Origin of the sequence: Gluconacetobacter asukensis (genome assembly GCF_014174375.1) — a bacterium.
GTDB classification, from domain to species: Bacteria; Pseudomonadota; Alphaproteobacteria; order Acetobacterales; family Acetobacteraceae; genus Gluconacetobacter; species Gluconacetobacter asukensis.
Genome location: NZ_JABEQE010000001.1, coordinates 175,153 through 190,144, shown reverse-complemented (window position 1 = coordinate 190,144; position 14,992 = coordinate 175,153). Strand labels below are relative to the sequence as shown.

Here is a 14,992-nt window from a genome sequence, read left to right as displayed (position 1 = left end):
AAGGTCCCGGAAGACGATGGACGCATTGACACAGGATGCGCCGGCCCCGGTCGCCTCAACGGAGGGGGGATTGCGGGAGGTGTTCGCGCGGATCGCCGAGGGCGCGGTGGTGCGTGAGCAGGGGCGCGTTCTTCCCTACGAGGCGGTGGCATGGCTGCGTGAGGTGGGGTTCGGGACCCTGCGGGTGCCGCGCGAGGCCGGTGGCGCGGGCCTGGGGCTGGTCGAGATTTTCCGCCTGCTGAGTGAACTGGCGGCAGCGGATTCCAACCTGCCGCAGATCGTGCGGGCCCATTTTGCCTTTATCGAGGGATTGCGGCACGACCCCGACCGGGCACGCTCGGCGGCCTGGTACGCGCGCATCGTGGATGGCGCGCTGTTCGGCGCGGCGATGGCGGAGCTGACCGACAGTACGGGAACCAGCACCACGCTGACGCGGCAGGGCGAGGGCTGGCGGCTGGACGGGACCAAATATTATTCGACCGGCACGCTCTATGCCGACTGGATTATCGTCGTGGCCGACGAGGCGGGCGAGCGCGTGCGTCTGGCGGTGCCGGCCACGGCGGCCGGCGTGACGCGTGAGGATGATTGGGACGGGTTCGGGCAGCGGCTGACCGGTAGTGGCACCACGCGCTTCGACGGGGTTGCGGTGTCGGACGGGCAGATCCTGGCGCGGTCGTCCTTTGACCATGTGCCGAGCAGCAGTTTCCTGACCGCCTATTATCAATTGTTCCATCTGGCGACGCTGGCGGGGATCAGCCGGGCGGCGCTGCGCGATGCGGTGGCGTTCGTGCGGCCGCGCACGCGGACCTTCGGCGTGCCGGGCAAGGTCAGCCAGCGCCATGATCCGCTGGTGCAGCAGGTGGTGGGCCGGCTGTCGGCGCTGGCCTATTCGACCTCGGCGCTGGTCGAGGATGTGGCGCGCGCGTTGGAGCGTGGCGCCGAGGCGTGGGAGGCGGGCGTGACGGAACATCCGCTTTATGACGAGGCGGAGCGCATCGCCTTCCAGGCGCAGCAGATCGTGCTGGAGCAGACGCTGGAGGCGACGACGCGCCTGTTCGAGGTCGGGGGGGCTTCGGCCACCGCGTCCTCGCTGGGGCTGGACCGGCACTGGCGCAATGCCCGTGTGCTGGCCTCGCACAATCCGGCGGTGCAGCGGGCGCGGGCGCTGGGAGATCTGGAACTGAACGGCACGGCGCTGGATGCGATCTGGCGGGCCGCCACGCCGACGACGGAGCGCACGGCATGAGTACGCAGGAAAGTCCCGCGCGGCGGCAATTGCACGTCAACCTGTTCGAGATGGCCTGCGTCGGCCATATCGTGCATGGCATGTGGCGCGCACCCGGCAATAACCGCCATCGTTTTTCCGAACTGTCGTACTGGACCGAGGTGGCGCAGCTTGCCGAGCGCGGGCTGTTCGATGCCGTGTTCCTGGCCGATGTGGTCGGGACCTATGACCGGTTTGGCGACGGCACGGCGGCGGCGCTGCGACAGGCGGTGCAGATCCCGAACCTGGACCCGCTGATGCTGGTGCCGGCGATGGCGGCGGTGACGAAACATGTCGGTTTCGGCGTGACCTTTTCGACCACCTATGAGCCGCCCTTTGCCTTCGCGCGGCGCATGGCGACGCTGGATGTGCTGACGAACGGGCGCGTCGGGTGGAACATCGTGACCTCCTACCTGCAATCCGCCGCGCGGAATTTCGGGCTGGAGGACGAGATCCCGCATGACGAGCGCTATGTGATCGCCGACGAATATATCGATGTGCTCTACAAGCTCTGGGAAGGAAGCTGGGACGACGACGCGATTGTCGCCGATCGGGCGGCCGGCATCTTTACCGATCCGTCGCGGGTGCGGGCCATCGATCATCATGGCGCGCATTTCCAGGTGGCCGGGCCGCATCTGGTGCAGCCGTCGCGGCAGCGCACGCCGGTGCTGTTCCAGGCGACGGGATCGGCGGCGGGGCTGGAATATGCCGCGCGCCATGCGGAAGTGGTGTTTATCGGCGGGCAGACGACCGAGGATGTGCGCCGCAACATCGCGGCCACCCGCAGGCGGGCACAGGCCTTTGGCCGTCGGCCCGACGATATCCGCTTTATCGTGCAGGCCGGCATCATCACCGGGCCGACCGAGCAGGCGGCGCAGGAAAAGCTGAAGGCCTATCGGGAGTTCTACAGCCTGGAAGGCGCGCTGATCCATGCGCAGTCGGAAGTGGATCTGCGAAGCTATGACCCGAACGACACGATCGAGAGCGTGCTGAAGCGCGAGGGTGCGCGTTTTGGCAATATGGGCCGGCGGTTCCGGCCCGAGCAGACGGTGGGCAGCGCGCTGGAGCAGATCGGCCGCTTTGACGAAGGGCGCTATTTCATTGCCGGCGAACCGGGGCGGGTGGCGGATGCGATCGAGTCCTGGCTGGATGTGGATGGCATCGATGGCATCAATCTGCGCCAGTACCATTCCTTCGACACCGCGCGGGATTTCATCGACCTGATCGTGCCCGAGTTGCAGGCGCGCGGGCGCTATCGCACCGCCTATGCGCCGGACGAGACCTTGCGCGAGCGGCTGTTCGGCGCGGGTCATGCCCGCCTGCCGGATCGGCATGCCGCCGGGCGCTATCGCGACCCGGCGGCGCTGGCCACGCCGACACCGCCGCTTTTTCCAGACCTGATCCAGAACAAGGCATCCTGACATGAGTGTCGCGATCCCCGAGAAGATTAACGTCCTGTGGTTTCTGCCGACGCATGGCGATTCCCGTTATCTGGGCACGCAGAAGGGCGGGCGACCGGTCGATCTGCCCTATCTGCAGCAGGTGGCGCGGGCGGCGGATTCGCTGGGCTATTACGGGGTGCTGATCCCGACCGGCCGCAGTTGCGAGGATAGCTGGGTGGTGGCGTCGGCGCTGGCGCCGAGCACCGAGCGGCTGAAATTCCTGATCGCGGTGCGGCCGGGGCTGCAATCGCCCACGCTCTCGGCACGGATGACGTCGACGCTGGACCGGATTTCGCAGGGCCGGCTGCTGATCAATATCGTGACCGGCGGCGACCCGAAGGAGAATGCCGGCGACGGGTTCTTTGCCGACCATGCCGAACGGTATGCGATCACCGACGAGTTCCTGGAGATCTATCGCGCCCTGCTGCGTGGCGAGACGGTGAATCATGAGGGGCCGCATTTCCGGATCGAGGACGGGCGTCTGCTGTTCCCGTCTTTTCAGGAAAACGGGCCGCCGCTCTATTTCGGCGGGTCCTCGCCGGCGGCGGTGGATGTGGCGGCGACGCATATCGACAAATACCTGACCTGGGGCGAGCCGCCGGCACAGGTGGCCGAGAAGATCGCGCATGTGCGGCGCAAGGCGGAGGCGCAGGGGCGTCAGGTGTCGTTCGGCATCCGGCTGCATGTGATCGTGCGCGAGACGAACGAGGCGGCGTGGGCCGAGGCGGACCGGCTGATCTCGTATCTGGACGATGCGACCATTGCCGAGGCGCAGAAAGTGTTCGCGCGGATGGATTCCGTGGGGCAGGCGCGCATGAGCGCGCTGCATGGCGGCCGGCGCGACAAGCTGGAAATCAGCCCCAACCTGTGGGCGGGCGTGGGGCTGGTGCGCGGCGGCGCGGGCACCGCGCTGGTGGGCGATCCGGCGACGGTGGCCGAGCGGATCGACGAATATCGCAGGCTGGGCATCGATAGTTTCATCTTCTCGGGCTATCCGCACCTGGAGGAGGCCTATCAGTTCGGCGAACTGGTGCTGCCGCTGCTGCCGACGGCGCATCCGGTGCGGGGGGCGGCCTCGATCAGCAATATGGGGCCGTTCGGCGAGACGATTGCCGGCGATCATCGGCCCGGCGGTGGCGCCAGCCATCGCGCGGCGTGAACAGTGACCCGAAGGATCGCCTGACATGAACATTTCCGTAAAGGCGCCGGTGCCCGGCGCCCTTGAAGCCGAGTCCGCGCAGCGTTTTCGCGACGGCATGGCGCTGCTGGCCGGGGCCGTGACCATTGTCACCACCGATGGCGAGAATGGGCGGCATGGCTTTACCGCGACGGCCGTGTGCAGCGTGTCGGACGCGCCGCCGACGCTGCTGGTCTGCATCAATCGTACCACCAGCGCGCATCCGCATGTTCTCGACCATGGGGTGCTGGCGGTGAATGTGCTGGGCGGGGCGCAGCAGGCGCTGTCCTCGGCCTTCGGCAGCCGGTCGAAGACGATGGACGAGCGGTTTGCCGGCGCAAGCTGGCAGCGGGGCGTGACCGGCGCGCCGCTTCTGGACGGTGCGCTGGCGACCTTCGAATGCCGGGTGGAGCGGGTTGTGGAGGCCGGCACCCATACGGTGGTGTTTGCCCAGGTGCTGGATGTGCATCTGGCGGGCGGGCAGACGGACGGGCTCGTGTGGTTTGCCCGGCGCTATGCCGTGTTGCCGACATCCTGTTGACCGGAGGCCTGGTGCGGACGGCGCGCGTCCGTAATCCACTATAAAAATCGCGAATATAAAAAGAAACAAAGAAAATATGTGCTTTTTGTTGCGATGGAAATAACGACGACAATAAGTGCGTAAATTCGAAAGCCTGCGATCATTCCTTCAGAGTCTGGATATCGAGTATCATGCCCCGTTCCTTTTCGCGTCGTTCTGCCTGGCCCCGGCGGGCGGGCCGGTTTTCGCAATCCGCCAGAGTATTGCTGGGCCCTTCGGCGTTGGCCCTGATGCAGGCCGGCCCGCTGGCGGCCAGCGCATGGGCTGACGACAGCCATGCGCGCCGGGCCGCGGACCATGCGCCCCATGCGGCGCCCGCTCAGAAAACGGCGCCGGCGGCGGCCCGGACCGCCCCGGTTGCAGCGGCGGCCCCTGTGAAGGGCGAGGATATCGTTGTCGCGACCCATCGCCTGTCCCCCGCCGATCAGGCACGGGCGCAACTGGACAGTCTGCCGGGGGCCGCGACCGTGATCGACGCCAAGCAGGTGTTGCGCGGGCGGAACCTGACCAATGCGGATGCGCTGGCGTTTCAGCCCGGCGTGTTCGCCCAGTCCTCGGGCGGCGGCGACGGGCTGCGCCTGTCGATCCGTGGGTCGGGGATCCAGGTCGGCACCAATTATTTCCGCTCGGGCCTTCTGATGATGTTCGACGGACTGCCCGTGACCACGCCTGCCGGCACGCCCTATGAATTGTTCGAGCCGCTGGGGCTGCGTTACACCGAAGTGCTGCGCGGGGCGAATGCGTTCGATTATGGCGGGCTGCAACTGGGCGGCGGCATCAATTACGTGACCCAGACCGGTTATGACGCGCAGACCTATCAGGCGCGCGTCGAGGCCGGCAGTTTCGGCTACAACAAGGAACAGCTCAGTTCGGGCAAGGTGATCGGCAAGGCCGATTATTATATCAGCGTGACCAATTCCTACCGGGGCGGGTACCAGACCGAGACGCAGGCGAACAGTTTCGGCGTGAATGCCAATTTCGGCTATCATTTCAACGACCGGGTTTCGACGCGCTTCTTCTTCCGTTACCGGCAGACCGAGAACGGGTATCCGGGTTACCTGACCCGCGACCAGATCCTGGAGAATCCGAAGCAGGCGCAGGCTCCCTATCGGGCCTGGCATTCGGTGCGTATTCAGCCGGGCACGAAATTCTATGGCAACATGACCACGTTCCAGATTGACGACCAGTCGAAGCTGGAACTGGGATTCGATTACCAGGACGCGCCGATCGACATCCAGAATGTGAAATTCAGCCAGATCTGGGGCTACAAGACGGTGGCGGGGGTGCTGAACTATACGCGCCACGATGTGCTGGCCGGGCACAAGAGTGATACGCAGCTCGGCTTTATGGATACGTCGGACCTGGAAGCGTGGCAGACCAACCGGGTGCGGGTGCAGACCGCCAATCTGGTGGGGCTGCCGATCGGGCAGATCCTGCGCCATGTGACCTATGGCGGGACGGAAAACTACTTCCATCTGCGGAACAATACCGAACTGTTCCATAATTTCTGGCTGACGACGGCGGCCGCGGTGGCGTTTATCCAGAAATCTTCGGGCGTGCCGTATCCGTACACGGCGGCCGGGGCGAATTTCAAGCAATCCTCGGTCAATTTCGTGCCGCGTGGTGGCTTTCGCTATGTCATCAGCCCGCATGTGGAACTGTATGGCAATGTGAGCCGCAGCATCCAGCCGCCCAATGACTGGAACCTCAATTATGCCGGGCCGTATTTCACCGGAAACACGCCTCAGTCGGGCATGAATTCGGGTGCTGGGAAGCTGCGCAACCAGACGGCCACGACGTATGAGATCGGCACCACCGGGCATGCGTGGCGGAACAAGTGGAGCCTGACCTATTACCATTCCGACGTGCGCAACGAATTGCTGTCGGTGATGACGCCGGCATCGCAGGCCATCGGGGCCTCGATCTACGGCAATGCGTCACCGACCACGCATCAGGGTGTCGAAGCCTCGCTGGAAACCACGCTGTATGAGTGGGCGGGCAATACGCTGTCGCTGCGGCAGGCCTATACGTGGCAGGATTTCCGCTTCCGCCATGATGCGGTGTTCGGTAGCAACCGCCTGCCGGGCATTCCGGAACATTTCTATCAGGGCGAGATCCATCTCGACACCAAGGCCGGGTTCTATGCCGGCTTCAATGCCCAGGTGTCGTCGAAGGTCGGGGCCGCGTATGACGAGACCTATTTCGCGCCATCCTATCACATCTACAATCTGAACATCGGCTATGACTGGCCGGGCAAGCATCGGCAGGTCTTCCTCAGCGTCAATAACCTCGCCAACACGCATTACGCGGCCATCGTCGTGCCGGGATACATCGCGGCGGGCAAGCAGTTGGCGGTGATGCAGCCGGGTGATGGGCTGGGCGTGTTTGCCGGCCTGTCGCTGGGCTTCAACTAAGGGGCTGGGCCATGACCGAGATCCGGCTGAATGCCTTCGACATGAATTGCGTGTCGCACCAGGCCAGCGGCCTGTGGCGACACCCGCGCGACCGGTCGGGGACGTACAACACCATCCGTTACTGGACCGATCTGGCGCGGCTGCTGGAGCGCGGCCTGTTCGACGGGCTGTTCCTGGCCGATGTGCTGGGAGTGTATGACGTGTATGGCGGCAATGCGGACGCCGCGCTGCGCAATGCGTCGCAGGTGCCGGTCAACGATCCGGCGATGCTGATTTCGGCCATGGCGGCGGTGACGGAGAATCTGGGATTCGGCCTGACCTCCACTCTGTCTTTCGAGCCGCCCTATCCGTTCGCGCGGCGCATGTCGACGCTGGATCATCTGACCGAGGGGCGGATCGGCTGGAATATCGTGACCGGCTATCTGGACAGCGCGGCGCGGGGGACGGGGCAGGTGCGGCAGGTGGCGCATGACACGCGCTATGACATTGCCGACGAATATCTGCATCTGGTCTATCGCCTGTGGGAGGAAAGCTGGCAGGACGATGCGGTGCTGCGCGATGCGGCGCGGGGGATCTTTACCGATCCGGCCAAGGTGCATCGCATCGTGCATGAGGGTGAGTATTTCAGGCTGGATGCGATTCATCTGTGCGAGCCCTCGGCGCAGCGCACGCCGGTTCTCTATCAGGCCGGGGCGTCCTCTCGTGGCCGTGCCTTTGCCGCGCGGCATGCGGAATGCGTGTTCGTGGCCGGGCCTTCGGCGGCGGTGGTGGCGGCCAGTGTCGCGGATCTGCGCGCCCGGGCCCGGCAGGAAGGGCGGCATGCGGGCGATCCGCTGATCTTCTCGCTGCTGACGATCATTACCGGGCTTGATGACGACGCCGCGCAGGCGAAATGGCAGGAGTATCGCCGCCATGTCAGTCTTGAGGGGGCGCTGACCCTGCTGGCGGGGTGGACGGGGATCGATTTCTCGCGTTACGCGCCGGATGACCCGGTGCGGCATATCCGCAATGATGCGATCCATTCCGCCGTCGATGCGCTGACGGTGCAGGACCCCGGCAAGGTGTGGACGGTGCGCGAACTGGCCGAGCATGCGGCGATCGGCGGCATGGGCACCACCATTGTCGGCGGGCCGGAGCGGATTGCCGACCTGCTGGAGGAGTGGGTGGTCCGCACCGGTGTCGACGGGTTCAACCTGGCTTATGCCGTGACGCCCGAGAGTTTTGCCGATGTGGTGGAATTCGTGGTGCCGGAATTGCAGCGGCGCGGCATCTACAAGCAGGCCTATCGTCCCGGCACCCTGCGTGAGAAACTGTTCGGACGCGGGGACCGGCTGGGGGCGGACCATCCGGCCAGCCGCGTGCGTCGTACGGAGACGGCATGAGCGAGATATTGCCCAGGATTGCCATTATCGGCGGCGGCTTCAGCGGGGCCGCCATTGCGTGGCATCTGACGAATGGGGCGGCCGAACTGCCGCCGGTGACGGTGTTCGAGCCGCGCGAGGCGCTGGGGCAGGGGGTGGCGTATGGCGCGCGCGATCCGCGCCACCGCATCAACGTGCCGGCCGCGCGGATGAGCCTGACGACCGCTATCCCCGATGATTTCCATGCCTGGCTGCGGGCGGATGGGGCGCTGGAGGCTGACCCGGAGGCCCTGTTGCCCAATGGGGCGGCCTATCCCGCGCGATCGGTGTTCGGCCGCTATGTGGCGGCGCGGCTGGCGCCGCGCCTGGCCAGCGGGCGGGTGGTGCATCGGCGGGCGCGTGTGGCGGAGGTCGCGCCCCGGCCGGAGGGTGGATGGTGGATTGCGACCGATGATGGTGCGCGGGAAGAAGCCGATATCGTGGTGATTGCGACCTCGCACCCCGCACCGGCGCCGCCGACGGCGTTGGCCGGGCTGGTCGGGCGTGGGGGGCTGGTCGTCGATCCTTGGGCGGTCGGGGCGTTGGGGGCGATTGGGCTGGAGGATCGGGTGCTGATCGTGGGCACCGGGTTGAGCATGGCGGATGTGGTGGCGTCACTGGATGCGGCCGGGCATCGGGGGGAGATCGTGGCGCTGTCGCGCCGGGGGCAGGTGTCGCAGGCGGATCTGAGCGATGTGACCGATGCGTGGGGGGATTTCTCCACCGATCCGGCGCCGACGGCGCGCGGTGTGCTGCGCCGGGTGCGGCTTGCGTTGCGCGACGATCCTGACCGGCCGTGGCAGACTATTTTCAACGCCGTGCGGCGGCAGGCCGGGGCGATCTGGGCGGCGTTGCCGGTGGTGGAGCGGCGACGGCTGGTGCGGCATGTGCGGCCGTTCTGGGATACGCGGCGCTTTCGCATTGCGCCGCAGGTGGAGCGGGTGCTGCATCGGCGGATTGCCGAGGGGACGCTGCATGTGCTGGCCGGGCGGATCGAGGCGGCTGCCCGGCAGGGGGATGGATTTGCCGTGACGCTGCGCCGGCGGGGTGGGGAGCCGCAGGTTGCATCGTTCGACACGGTGGTGACGACCACCGGACCGGACCATGCCCATATCCTGTCCTCGCAGCCCTTTCTGGCCGAGCTGGCGCGGCGGGGGTTGCTGCGGGCTGACCCGGTGGGGTTGGGGGTGGAGACCGACCGGGAGGGTCATGCGCTGTCTGTGGCGGGCGAGGCGGAACCGAGTTTGTTTGTCGCCGGGCCGCTGTCGCGCGGGACGTTCGGCGAACTGATGGGGTTGCCGGAAGTGACGGCCAATGCGGAGAGGATTGCCGCGATCATTCTGCGGGCGGCCGATGCGGAGCCGGCTAAGTCGAAACCTATGTCTCCATCAGGACAGTATTTCACAGGCGGTTTCTTGGCCTGATTTTTTGATCACACATTGGAATCGTTCAAAAAATTCATGCTCATGATGCTTGCCACCTTGGCTACACCTTTTGGGTACGAGGGCGAAGCTGCGGCCTGCGACGCAGACCATGCCGCAGCTTCGCCAAGCACGTCCCATTGTCCTCCCAGAGCCCCGGAAAGCGCCGGTCACGGATCGACATGAAGCCGGAAAGATTTTCCAAATCAAGGACATGAAAAGGCGGGCCCGTCGGCGGAATCCCCCGCGCACGGCATCTTCTAGATGCGTGCCGTGGCAGCCGTCTTCGAGGAGGAGTTGGATGCACCCCGGCTGACATCCAGGGCTCTGCGGATCGTCTTCGTAAGCGGCGTTTCGATAAACCGATATACCGCGATGCCGGTCAATATCGCCAGCAGGACCGCAACGCATCGCGTCGGTATGGTATGAAGACCAGGCCGATAATGCAGCAGGCGAAGAGCCGTCTGGGTCGCATCAAACGCGATCTGCTGGAAAAGGTAGATGGAATATGACGCATTTCCAAGCATCAGTGCGAGTGGAAATGACGGGGCATAACCCCGACGCTCGGCCCACATGAACGTGGCGACGAGGAGGACTGTCGCCGCTCCGGTCCACAAAAGGGGAAAAACAAACCCCAAACCGGCCATGGCAATGATGACGGCGGCGATAAGCGCAACTGTTGGCCAGGCGCGCAGCTTCATGAGATCGAGTCCGAAGATCGCCCCGAGGCAACACCCGGCCAGGAACTCAAGCAAATACGGACTGGTATAGAAATGAACGAGGTCGGGTGCCTGTGGAAAGATCACGCCGCACAGTGCCAATGACAAAAATATCATTGCCAACACAATCAGCCGGTAGCGACCCTGAATGAGCAGGAGAGCACCAAAAACCAAGTAAAAAAACATCTCATAATTCAATGTCCAACCAATAAACAGCGTAGGCATCATATTGCCATGCTCGTTAAGGGAAGGAATGAACAGGCACGACAGGATGAAATGGCCGATCCCGTGGGAATAAATGGATGGGCTATATATTCCGACGCACCCCAGAATGAACGTGATGAATGTCGCGATCCAATACATCGGCGCCACGCGCGTCAGGCGGTCGATGAAGAAATTCAACGGTTTGATCGCTCGTCCTTCTGTAAGCGAAACCATGATGATGCCGCTGATAATGAAGAACAGACCGACCCCATATTTTCCTAGGATGAAGATTGGCGATACATTCTGGAACTGATGGAATAACACGACCCCGACGGCGGCAAGAGCCCGGAGATATTGAAGGGACAATATGATCCTGCGGCCTTGCCTTATGCTTGACTGCATTCGAGTATGTCCTGCTTTCCGGATTCAGCATGAAGCGTAACGGCGGACCTTGGGGCCTGTCCATGTTTTTATAATCAGACCGGCTGCATGCTTCGACCGGGGAGACGCGCGTCGGCGCGCCGGCAGCACGCATGTCCAAACGTCTCGTCATCAATGGCCCTTCTGCGGCTGCTTTTTCTCCCACGCGGCGGGGACTTGCGCCGCTGATTTCCAGGGGGCGGGGTGGTGGCCTTTGTTCTGCCGGCGCGGGCGGCGGCGGGGGGCTGCGCCGGGTGCGGCTTGCGTTGCGCGATGATCCGGATCGGCCCTGGCAGACCGTCTTCAACGCCATGCGCCGGCAGGCTGGGGCCATCTGGGCGGCGTTGTCGGTCGTGGGGCGGCGGCGGCTGGTGCGGCATCTCCGTCCGTTCTGGGATACGCGGCGCTTTCGCATCGCGCCGCAGGTGAAGCGGGTGCTGCATCGGCGGATCGCCGAGGGGACGCTGGATGTGCTGGCTGCGCGGATTGATGCCGCCGACCAGCAGGGCGAGGGGGTTGCCGTGACGTTGCGTCGGCATGGTGGCGGGCAGGAGGTTTGCGTCGTTCGATGTGGTGGTGACGACCACCGGGCCTGATCATGCCCATATCCTGTCTTCGCAGCCCTTTCGGGCCGGACTGGCCCGGCAGGGGGTCTGCGGGCCGACCCGGTGGGGTTGGGGGGCACCGATCAGGCCATGCGCTGTCTGTGGCGGGCGCGGCGGAACCGAGTTTGTTTGTCGTCGGGCCGTTGTCGCGGGGGACGTTCGGCGAGTTGATGGGGCTGCCGGGAGTGACGGCGAATGCCGAGATGATTGCGGCGACCATTCTGCGGGTGGTGGAGACGCCTACCTGAGAACCAGGCAGAAAACACGCGTCGGATCGCCGCCAGCGCGCATTTACGGTCAGGCTCTGAAATCCTAGCTGGAATCGTTGGAATTATGCGGGGCTTTACTCGAAGCCTGTGCCGGGCCGACTTTTTGGTCGGCCCGTCAAAAGAAGGACCATGTTTCAGGCGCGACATATTCAAGACATACCGCAGAAAAAAAGGCTGATTACAAACTGGCGACGGAACCCTTCGTCGCAAGGTGTAGAGCGTTTGTCGACTGGGATCAAAAGGAGCAAGGAAGAAGATGATTTTTTATCCCAGTTGCAGAACGCAAGCCCATACGTCGATTGACAGTGCTCCCGCGATCGACCCATCGAAAATAAAAGCAAGGAAAATCATGATGGGGTTGATTCGATATGTTGCCGAATTCGCCTTTTCCGTCTTTCCCTGGGTATTTCTTGTGTCTTACATGGTGATATCCATATCTATTTCGTTTATTTATCTAACGGAAGTGAAGAAATAATAAATCGACGAATTTATTGCAGTTTTCTATCTTAAAGACGCTTGAAAATGAGTATCGTCGTGACATCTATAAAGAAGATAATATGGGTCTCGTTTGTATTTTATTTTACGATGGAGGTGCTGTCCGGTCAGATATTTCGTATGGGCTCCGCCCAGGGACGGAGATCATGATGGAAAATATGGGCCATCCGGACATTCCGTGATGTCTTTATGTGTGGGGCGGTACCTTGCTATCAGTTCACCCTTTCGACCCGGTCGAAGACTCTTTATGGGTTTGGTGCAATCTCGATGGGGCGGGCCGTGTGCAATGGGGCTCTTTTTGTGTCCGGGTTGAAATAAGGTTTCATTCCCTGGACATCATCGGGCCGTCCGGCCGTGTTACAGGAGGCCGATGACCAGCATGCCCACTCTTCTCGTTGTCGATGATGACAGGGATATCCTCGATCTGCTGACCGGCTTTCTGCAGAAGCACGGCTACCAGGTTTCGGTCGCCGAAGGCGGGCAGGACATGTTCGCCGCCCTTGAAGCCGAGGCCATCGACCTTGTGATCCTCGACATCATGCTGCGCAAGGAAGACGGGTTCAGCCTGTGCCAGAGGCTGCGCAGCACATCGAATATTCCCGTGATCATGCTCTCGGCGATGGCCGACCATACGGACCGGGTCGTGGGGCTGGAGATCGGGGCGGACGATTACCTGACCAAGCCTTTCGACCAGCGGGAGCTTCTGGCCCGGGTCAAGGCCGTTCTCCGCCGGGTCCGGGACAAGGTCGCGGGGCCCGAAGAGCCGGCGCGCCCGATCCTGTGCTTCGGCACCTGGCGGCTGGATGTCACACGCCGCGAACTGCGTTCGGCCAACCAGTCGCTGGTCCTGTTGTCGGGGGGCGAGTTCGAGCTTCTGCTGGCCTTTGTCGAACATCCCCAGCGCGTTCTGACCCGCGACCAGTTGATGGATCTGGCGCGCGGGCCGTCGCACGCGGCCTATGACCGGAGCATAGACGTGCAGGTCAGCCGGTTGCGCCACAAGCTGGAGGATGACCCCAAGAACCCCGAGATTATCCGGACGGTCCGCAATGGCGGCTATATGTTCGCCTCCGCGGTGACCAGGGCATGAGGCGCTTCCTGTTCCTGGGTGATACGATCACCCGCCGGCTGGTCGTCACGGTCGCGCTCGCCGCCGGTGTCACCCTGCTGCTGCTCCAGCTTTTCTTCGCTTTCGGAGGAACGTGGGCCAAGCCCGACGTGCAGGCGACGGGCCTGGTGCAACAGGTCGCGACCGTCATCCGCCTGGTGGATGCCGCCACGCCCGCCGAGCGGGCCCGCCTGGCGGCGGCGGCCAATACCGATACCATCCATTACGGGTGGTACGACGCGGGGAGCGCCGTGGCCGGCGTGCTGGAGCGCGGACAGTATCTGGAGCCGCAGGTGGCGCAGAGCCGCGCCTTCCTGGAACCGTTCCTGGCCCGCAAGCCGGACAGGATCGTGGTCTTCCAGGAAGACAACCCTGTCTCCTGGGCTCCCGGCCTGCCCTATGACCGGATACGCAATCCCGATGCCTATTTCGTCGGTGTGCGGCTGGCGGACGGAAGCTGGATCCTCGGCATCGCGCTACAGAGATTTTGGGGGTTCTATCCGTTCGAACGCCTGATGCTGCAGGTCGTCACGCTCGCGCTCTGGGTGATCGCCGTGTCGCTGATCGCGTCCCGCCAGCTCTCCCGCCCGATCGAACATCTGGCGGAGTCCGTCCGCCAGCTCGGACATCAGCCGCCGAGCGCCTCCATCGAGGAAGTCGGTCCGAGAGAAATAAAGCTGGTCGCGCGGACCATCAACGGCATGCAGGCCCAGATCCAGCGCTTCATCGAATACCGGACGACCATGCTGGCGGCGATCTCGCACGATCTGCGCACGCCGCTGACGCGCATACGCCTGCGCGGCGAGTATATCGACGATAAGTGGCAGCAGGCCAACCTGTTCCGCGATGTCGACGAGATGCAGGCCATGATCGACGGCGCCCTCTCTTTCTTTCGCGACGATGCGGCCAGTGAAGCCGCCACCATGTTCGACCTGCCCGGCCTGCTTCAGACCATCGCCTATGATTACAGCGATCAGGGCCACAGGGTGGACTATCACGGCCCGAACAAGACCTGTTATGTCGGGCGGCTATATGCCCTGAAGCGGGTTTTCACGAATCTTGTCGAAAATTCCATAAAATACGGCAAGGCGCCCACGATCGACCTCGAACAGCGGGACGATGGCAGCCTGATCGTCTTTGTCCGCGATCGTGGCCCGGGCATTCCTCCGGAAGCGCTGCCGCGCGTGTTCGAGCCGTATTTCCGTGTCGACAAGTCGCGTAACCGACAGACGGGCGGCGTCGGGCTTGGCCTGACCTCGGCGCAGGCGATCATCCGCTCGCATGGCGGCGATATCGTGATGGAAAACCGCGAGGGTGGCGGGCTGGAAGTCCGCGTGATGCTTCCGGCCATGATACAGACTGGTCGCAATGTTTCCGGACCGGCACATATCGGACACATGCGGGAAAAACCGGCCCGCTAATCTGGCTCCATCGAAACACGACCGTATCGGGATGCTCCATCGTGGCAGGCCAT

12 protein-coding genes are annotated in these 14,992 nt (G+C 63.7%); 11 read left to right on the top strand and 1 reads right to left on the bottom strand.

Features of this window, described 5'->3' with window-relative positions:
• The first annotated feature begins 16 nt into the window (after nt 1–16).
• The 7 genes from HLH35_RS00825 (at nt 17) to HLH35_RS00795 (ending at nt 9,701) form a co-directional block, all read left to right on the top strand.
• Nucleotides 17–1,246: an acyl-CoA dehydrogenase family protein gene (locus HLH35_RS00825; protein WP_182977348.1), complete on the top strand. Its 1,230-nt coding sequence runs from the start codon at nt 17–19 to the stop codon at nt 1,244–1,246.
• On the top strand, nt 1,243–2,685 hold the full coding sequence (locus HLH35_RS00820; protein ID WP_182977347.1) for an LLM class flavin-dependent oxidoreductase: 1,443 nt from the start codon (nt 1,243–1,245) through the stop codon (nt 2,683–2,685). The genes HLH35_RS00825 and HLH35_RS00820 overlap by 4 nt, the downstream gene beginning before the upstream one ends.
• 1 nt (nt 2,686) lies before the next feature.
• The gene (ssuD, locus tag HLH35_RS00815; RefSeq protein WP_182977346.1) at nt 2,687–3,865 is read left to right on the top strand and encodes an FMNH2-dependent alkanesulfonate monooxygenase; all 1,179 of its coding nucleotides are present in this window, start codon (nt 2,687–2,689) and stop codon (nt 3,863–3,865) included.
• A gap of 25 nt (nt 3,866–3,890) precedes the next feature.
• Nucleotides 3,891–4,424 carry a flavin reductase gene (locus HLH35_RS00810; protein ID WP_182977345.1) on the top strand — a complete coding sequence of 178 codons (534 nt, stop codon included), beginning with the start codon at nt 3,891–3,893 and terminating at the stop codon, nt 4,422–4,424.
• Nucleotides 4,425–4,693: 269 nt separating this feature from the next.
• The gene (locus HLH35_RS00805; protein WP_246384777.1) at nt 4,694–6,877 is read left to right on the top strand and encodes a TonB-dependent receptor family protein; all 2,184 of its coding nucleotides are present in this window, start codon (nt 4,694–4,696) and stop codon (nt 6,875–6,877) included.
• Between the two features lie 11 nt (nt 6,878–6,888).
• Nucleotides 6,889–8,259 carry an LLM class flavin-dependent oxidoreductase gene (locus tag HLH35_RS00800; protein ID WP_182977343.1) on the top strand — a complete coding sequence of 457 codons (1,371 nt, stop codon included), beginning with the start codon at nt 6,889–6,891 and terminating at the stop codon, nt 8,257–8,259.
• On the top strand, nt 8,256–9,701 hold the full coding sequence (locus HLH35_RS00795; protein WP_182977342.1) for an FAD/NAD(P)-binding protein: 1,446 nt from the start codon (nt 8,256–8,258) through the stop codon (nt 9,699–9,701). The genes HLH35_RS00800 and HLH35_RS00795 overlap by 4 nt, the downstream gene beginning before the upstream one ends.
• 257 nt (nt 9,702–9,958) lie before the next feature.
• On the opposite strand, the gene HLH35_RS00790 is transcribed toward HLH35_RS00795, so the two are convergent.
• Entirely contained in the window at nt 9,959–10,987 is a 1,029-nt protein-coding gene (locus HLH35_RS00790) for an acyltransferase family protein (RefSeq protein WP_246384747.1), read from the bottom strand.
• 167 nt (nt 10,988–11,154) lie between these two features.
• On the opposite strand from HLH35_RS00790, the gene HLH35_RS00785 reads away from it, so the two are divergent.
• The 4 genes from HLH35_RS00785 (at nt 11,155) to HLH35_RS00775 (ending at nt 14,939) form a co-directional block, all read left to right on the top strand.
• Entirely contained in the window at nt 11,155–11,637 is a 483-nt protein-coding gene (locus HLH35_RS00785; RefSeq protein WP_182977340.1) for an FAD/NAD(P)-binding protein, read from the top strand.
• 134 nt (nt 11,638–11,771) lie between these two features.
• Nucleotides 11,772–11,894, top strand: a complete 123-nt coding sequence (locus tag HLH35_RS20115; RefSeq protein ID WP_275944202.1) for a hypothetical protein — start codon at nt 11,772–11,774, stop codon at nt 11,892–11,894.
• 886 nt (nt 11,895–12,780) lie between these two features.
• Nucleotides 12,781–13,500, top strand: a complete 720-nt coding sequence (locus tag HLH35_RS00780) for a response regulator (protein ID WP_220790479.1) — start codon at nt 12,781–12,783, stop codon at nt 13,498–13,500.
• Nucleotides 13,497–14,939, top strand: coding sequence for a sensor histidine kinase (locus HLH35_RS00775; protein ID WP_182977339.1), 1,443 nt, complete (start codon nt 13,497–13,499; stop codon nt 14,937–14,939). The genes HLH35_RS00780 and HLH35_RS00775 overlap by 4 nt, the downstream gene beginning before the upstream one ends.
• Nucleotides 14,940–14,992 lie beyond the last annotated feature (53 nt).

What these genes read in the sequence shown, in the direction of transcription:
- HLH35_RS00785 (WP_182977340.1), top strand. Translation starts at nt 11,155, where the DNA reads ATGTCCAAACGTCTCGTCATCAATGGCCCTTCTGCGGCTGCTTTTTCT.
- HLH35_RS00775 (WP_182977339.1), top strand. Translation starts at nt 13,497, where the DNA reads ATGAGGCGCTTCCTGTTCCTGGGTGATACGATCACCCGCCGGCTGGTC.
- HLH35_RS00800 (WP_182977343.1), top strand. Translation starts at nt 6,889, where the DNA reads ATGACCGAGATCCGGCTGAATGCCTTCGACATGAATTGCGTGTCGCAC.
- ssuD (WP_182977346.1), top strand. Translation starts at nt 2,687, where the DNA reads ATGAGTGTCGCGATCCCCGAGAAGATTAACGTCCTGTGGTTTCTGCCG.
- HLH35_RS00820 (WP_182977347.1), top strand. Translation starts at nt 1,243, where the DNA reads ATGAGTACGCAGGAAAGTCCCGCGCGGCGGCAATTGCACGTCAACCTG.
- HLH35_RS00795 (WP_182977342.1), top strand. Translation starts at nt 8,256, where the DNA reads ATGAGCGAGATATTGCCCAGGATTGCCATTATCGGCGGCGGCTTCAGC.
- HLH35_RS00805 (WP_246384777.1), top strand. Translation starts at nt 4,694, where the DNA reads ATGCAGGCCGGCCCGCTGGCGGCCAGCGCATGGGCTGACGACAGCCAT.
- HLH35_RS00780 (WP_220790479.1), top strand. Translation starts at nt 12,781, where the DNA reads ATGACCAGCATGCCCACTCTTCTCGTTGTCGATGATGACAGGGATATC.
- HLH35_RS00825 (WP_182977348.1), top strand. Translation starts at nt 17, where the DNA reads ATGGACGCATTGACACAGGATGCGCCGGCCCCGGTCGCCTCAACGGAG.
- HLH35_RS00810 (WP_182977345.1), top strand. Translation starts at nt 3,891, where the DNA reads ATGAACATTTCCGTAAAGGCGCCGGTGCCCGGCGCCCTTGAAGCCGAG.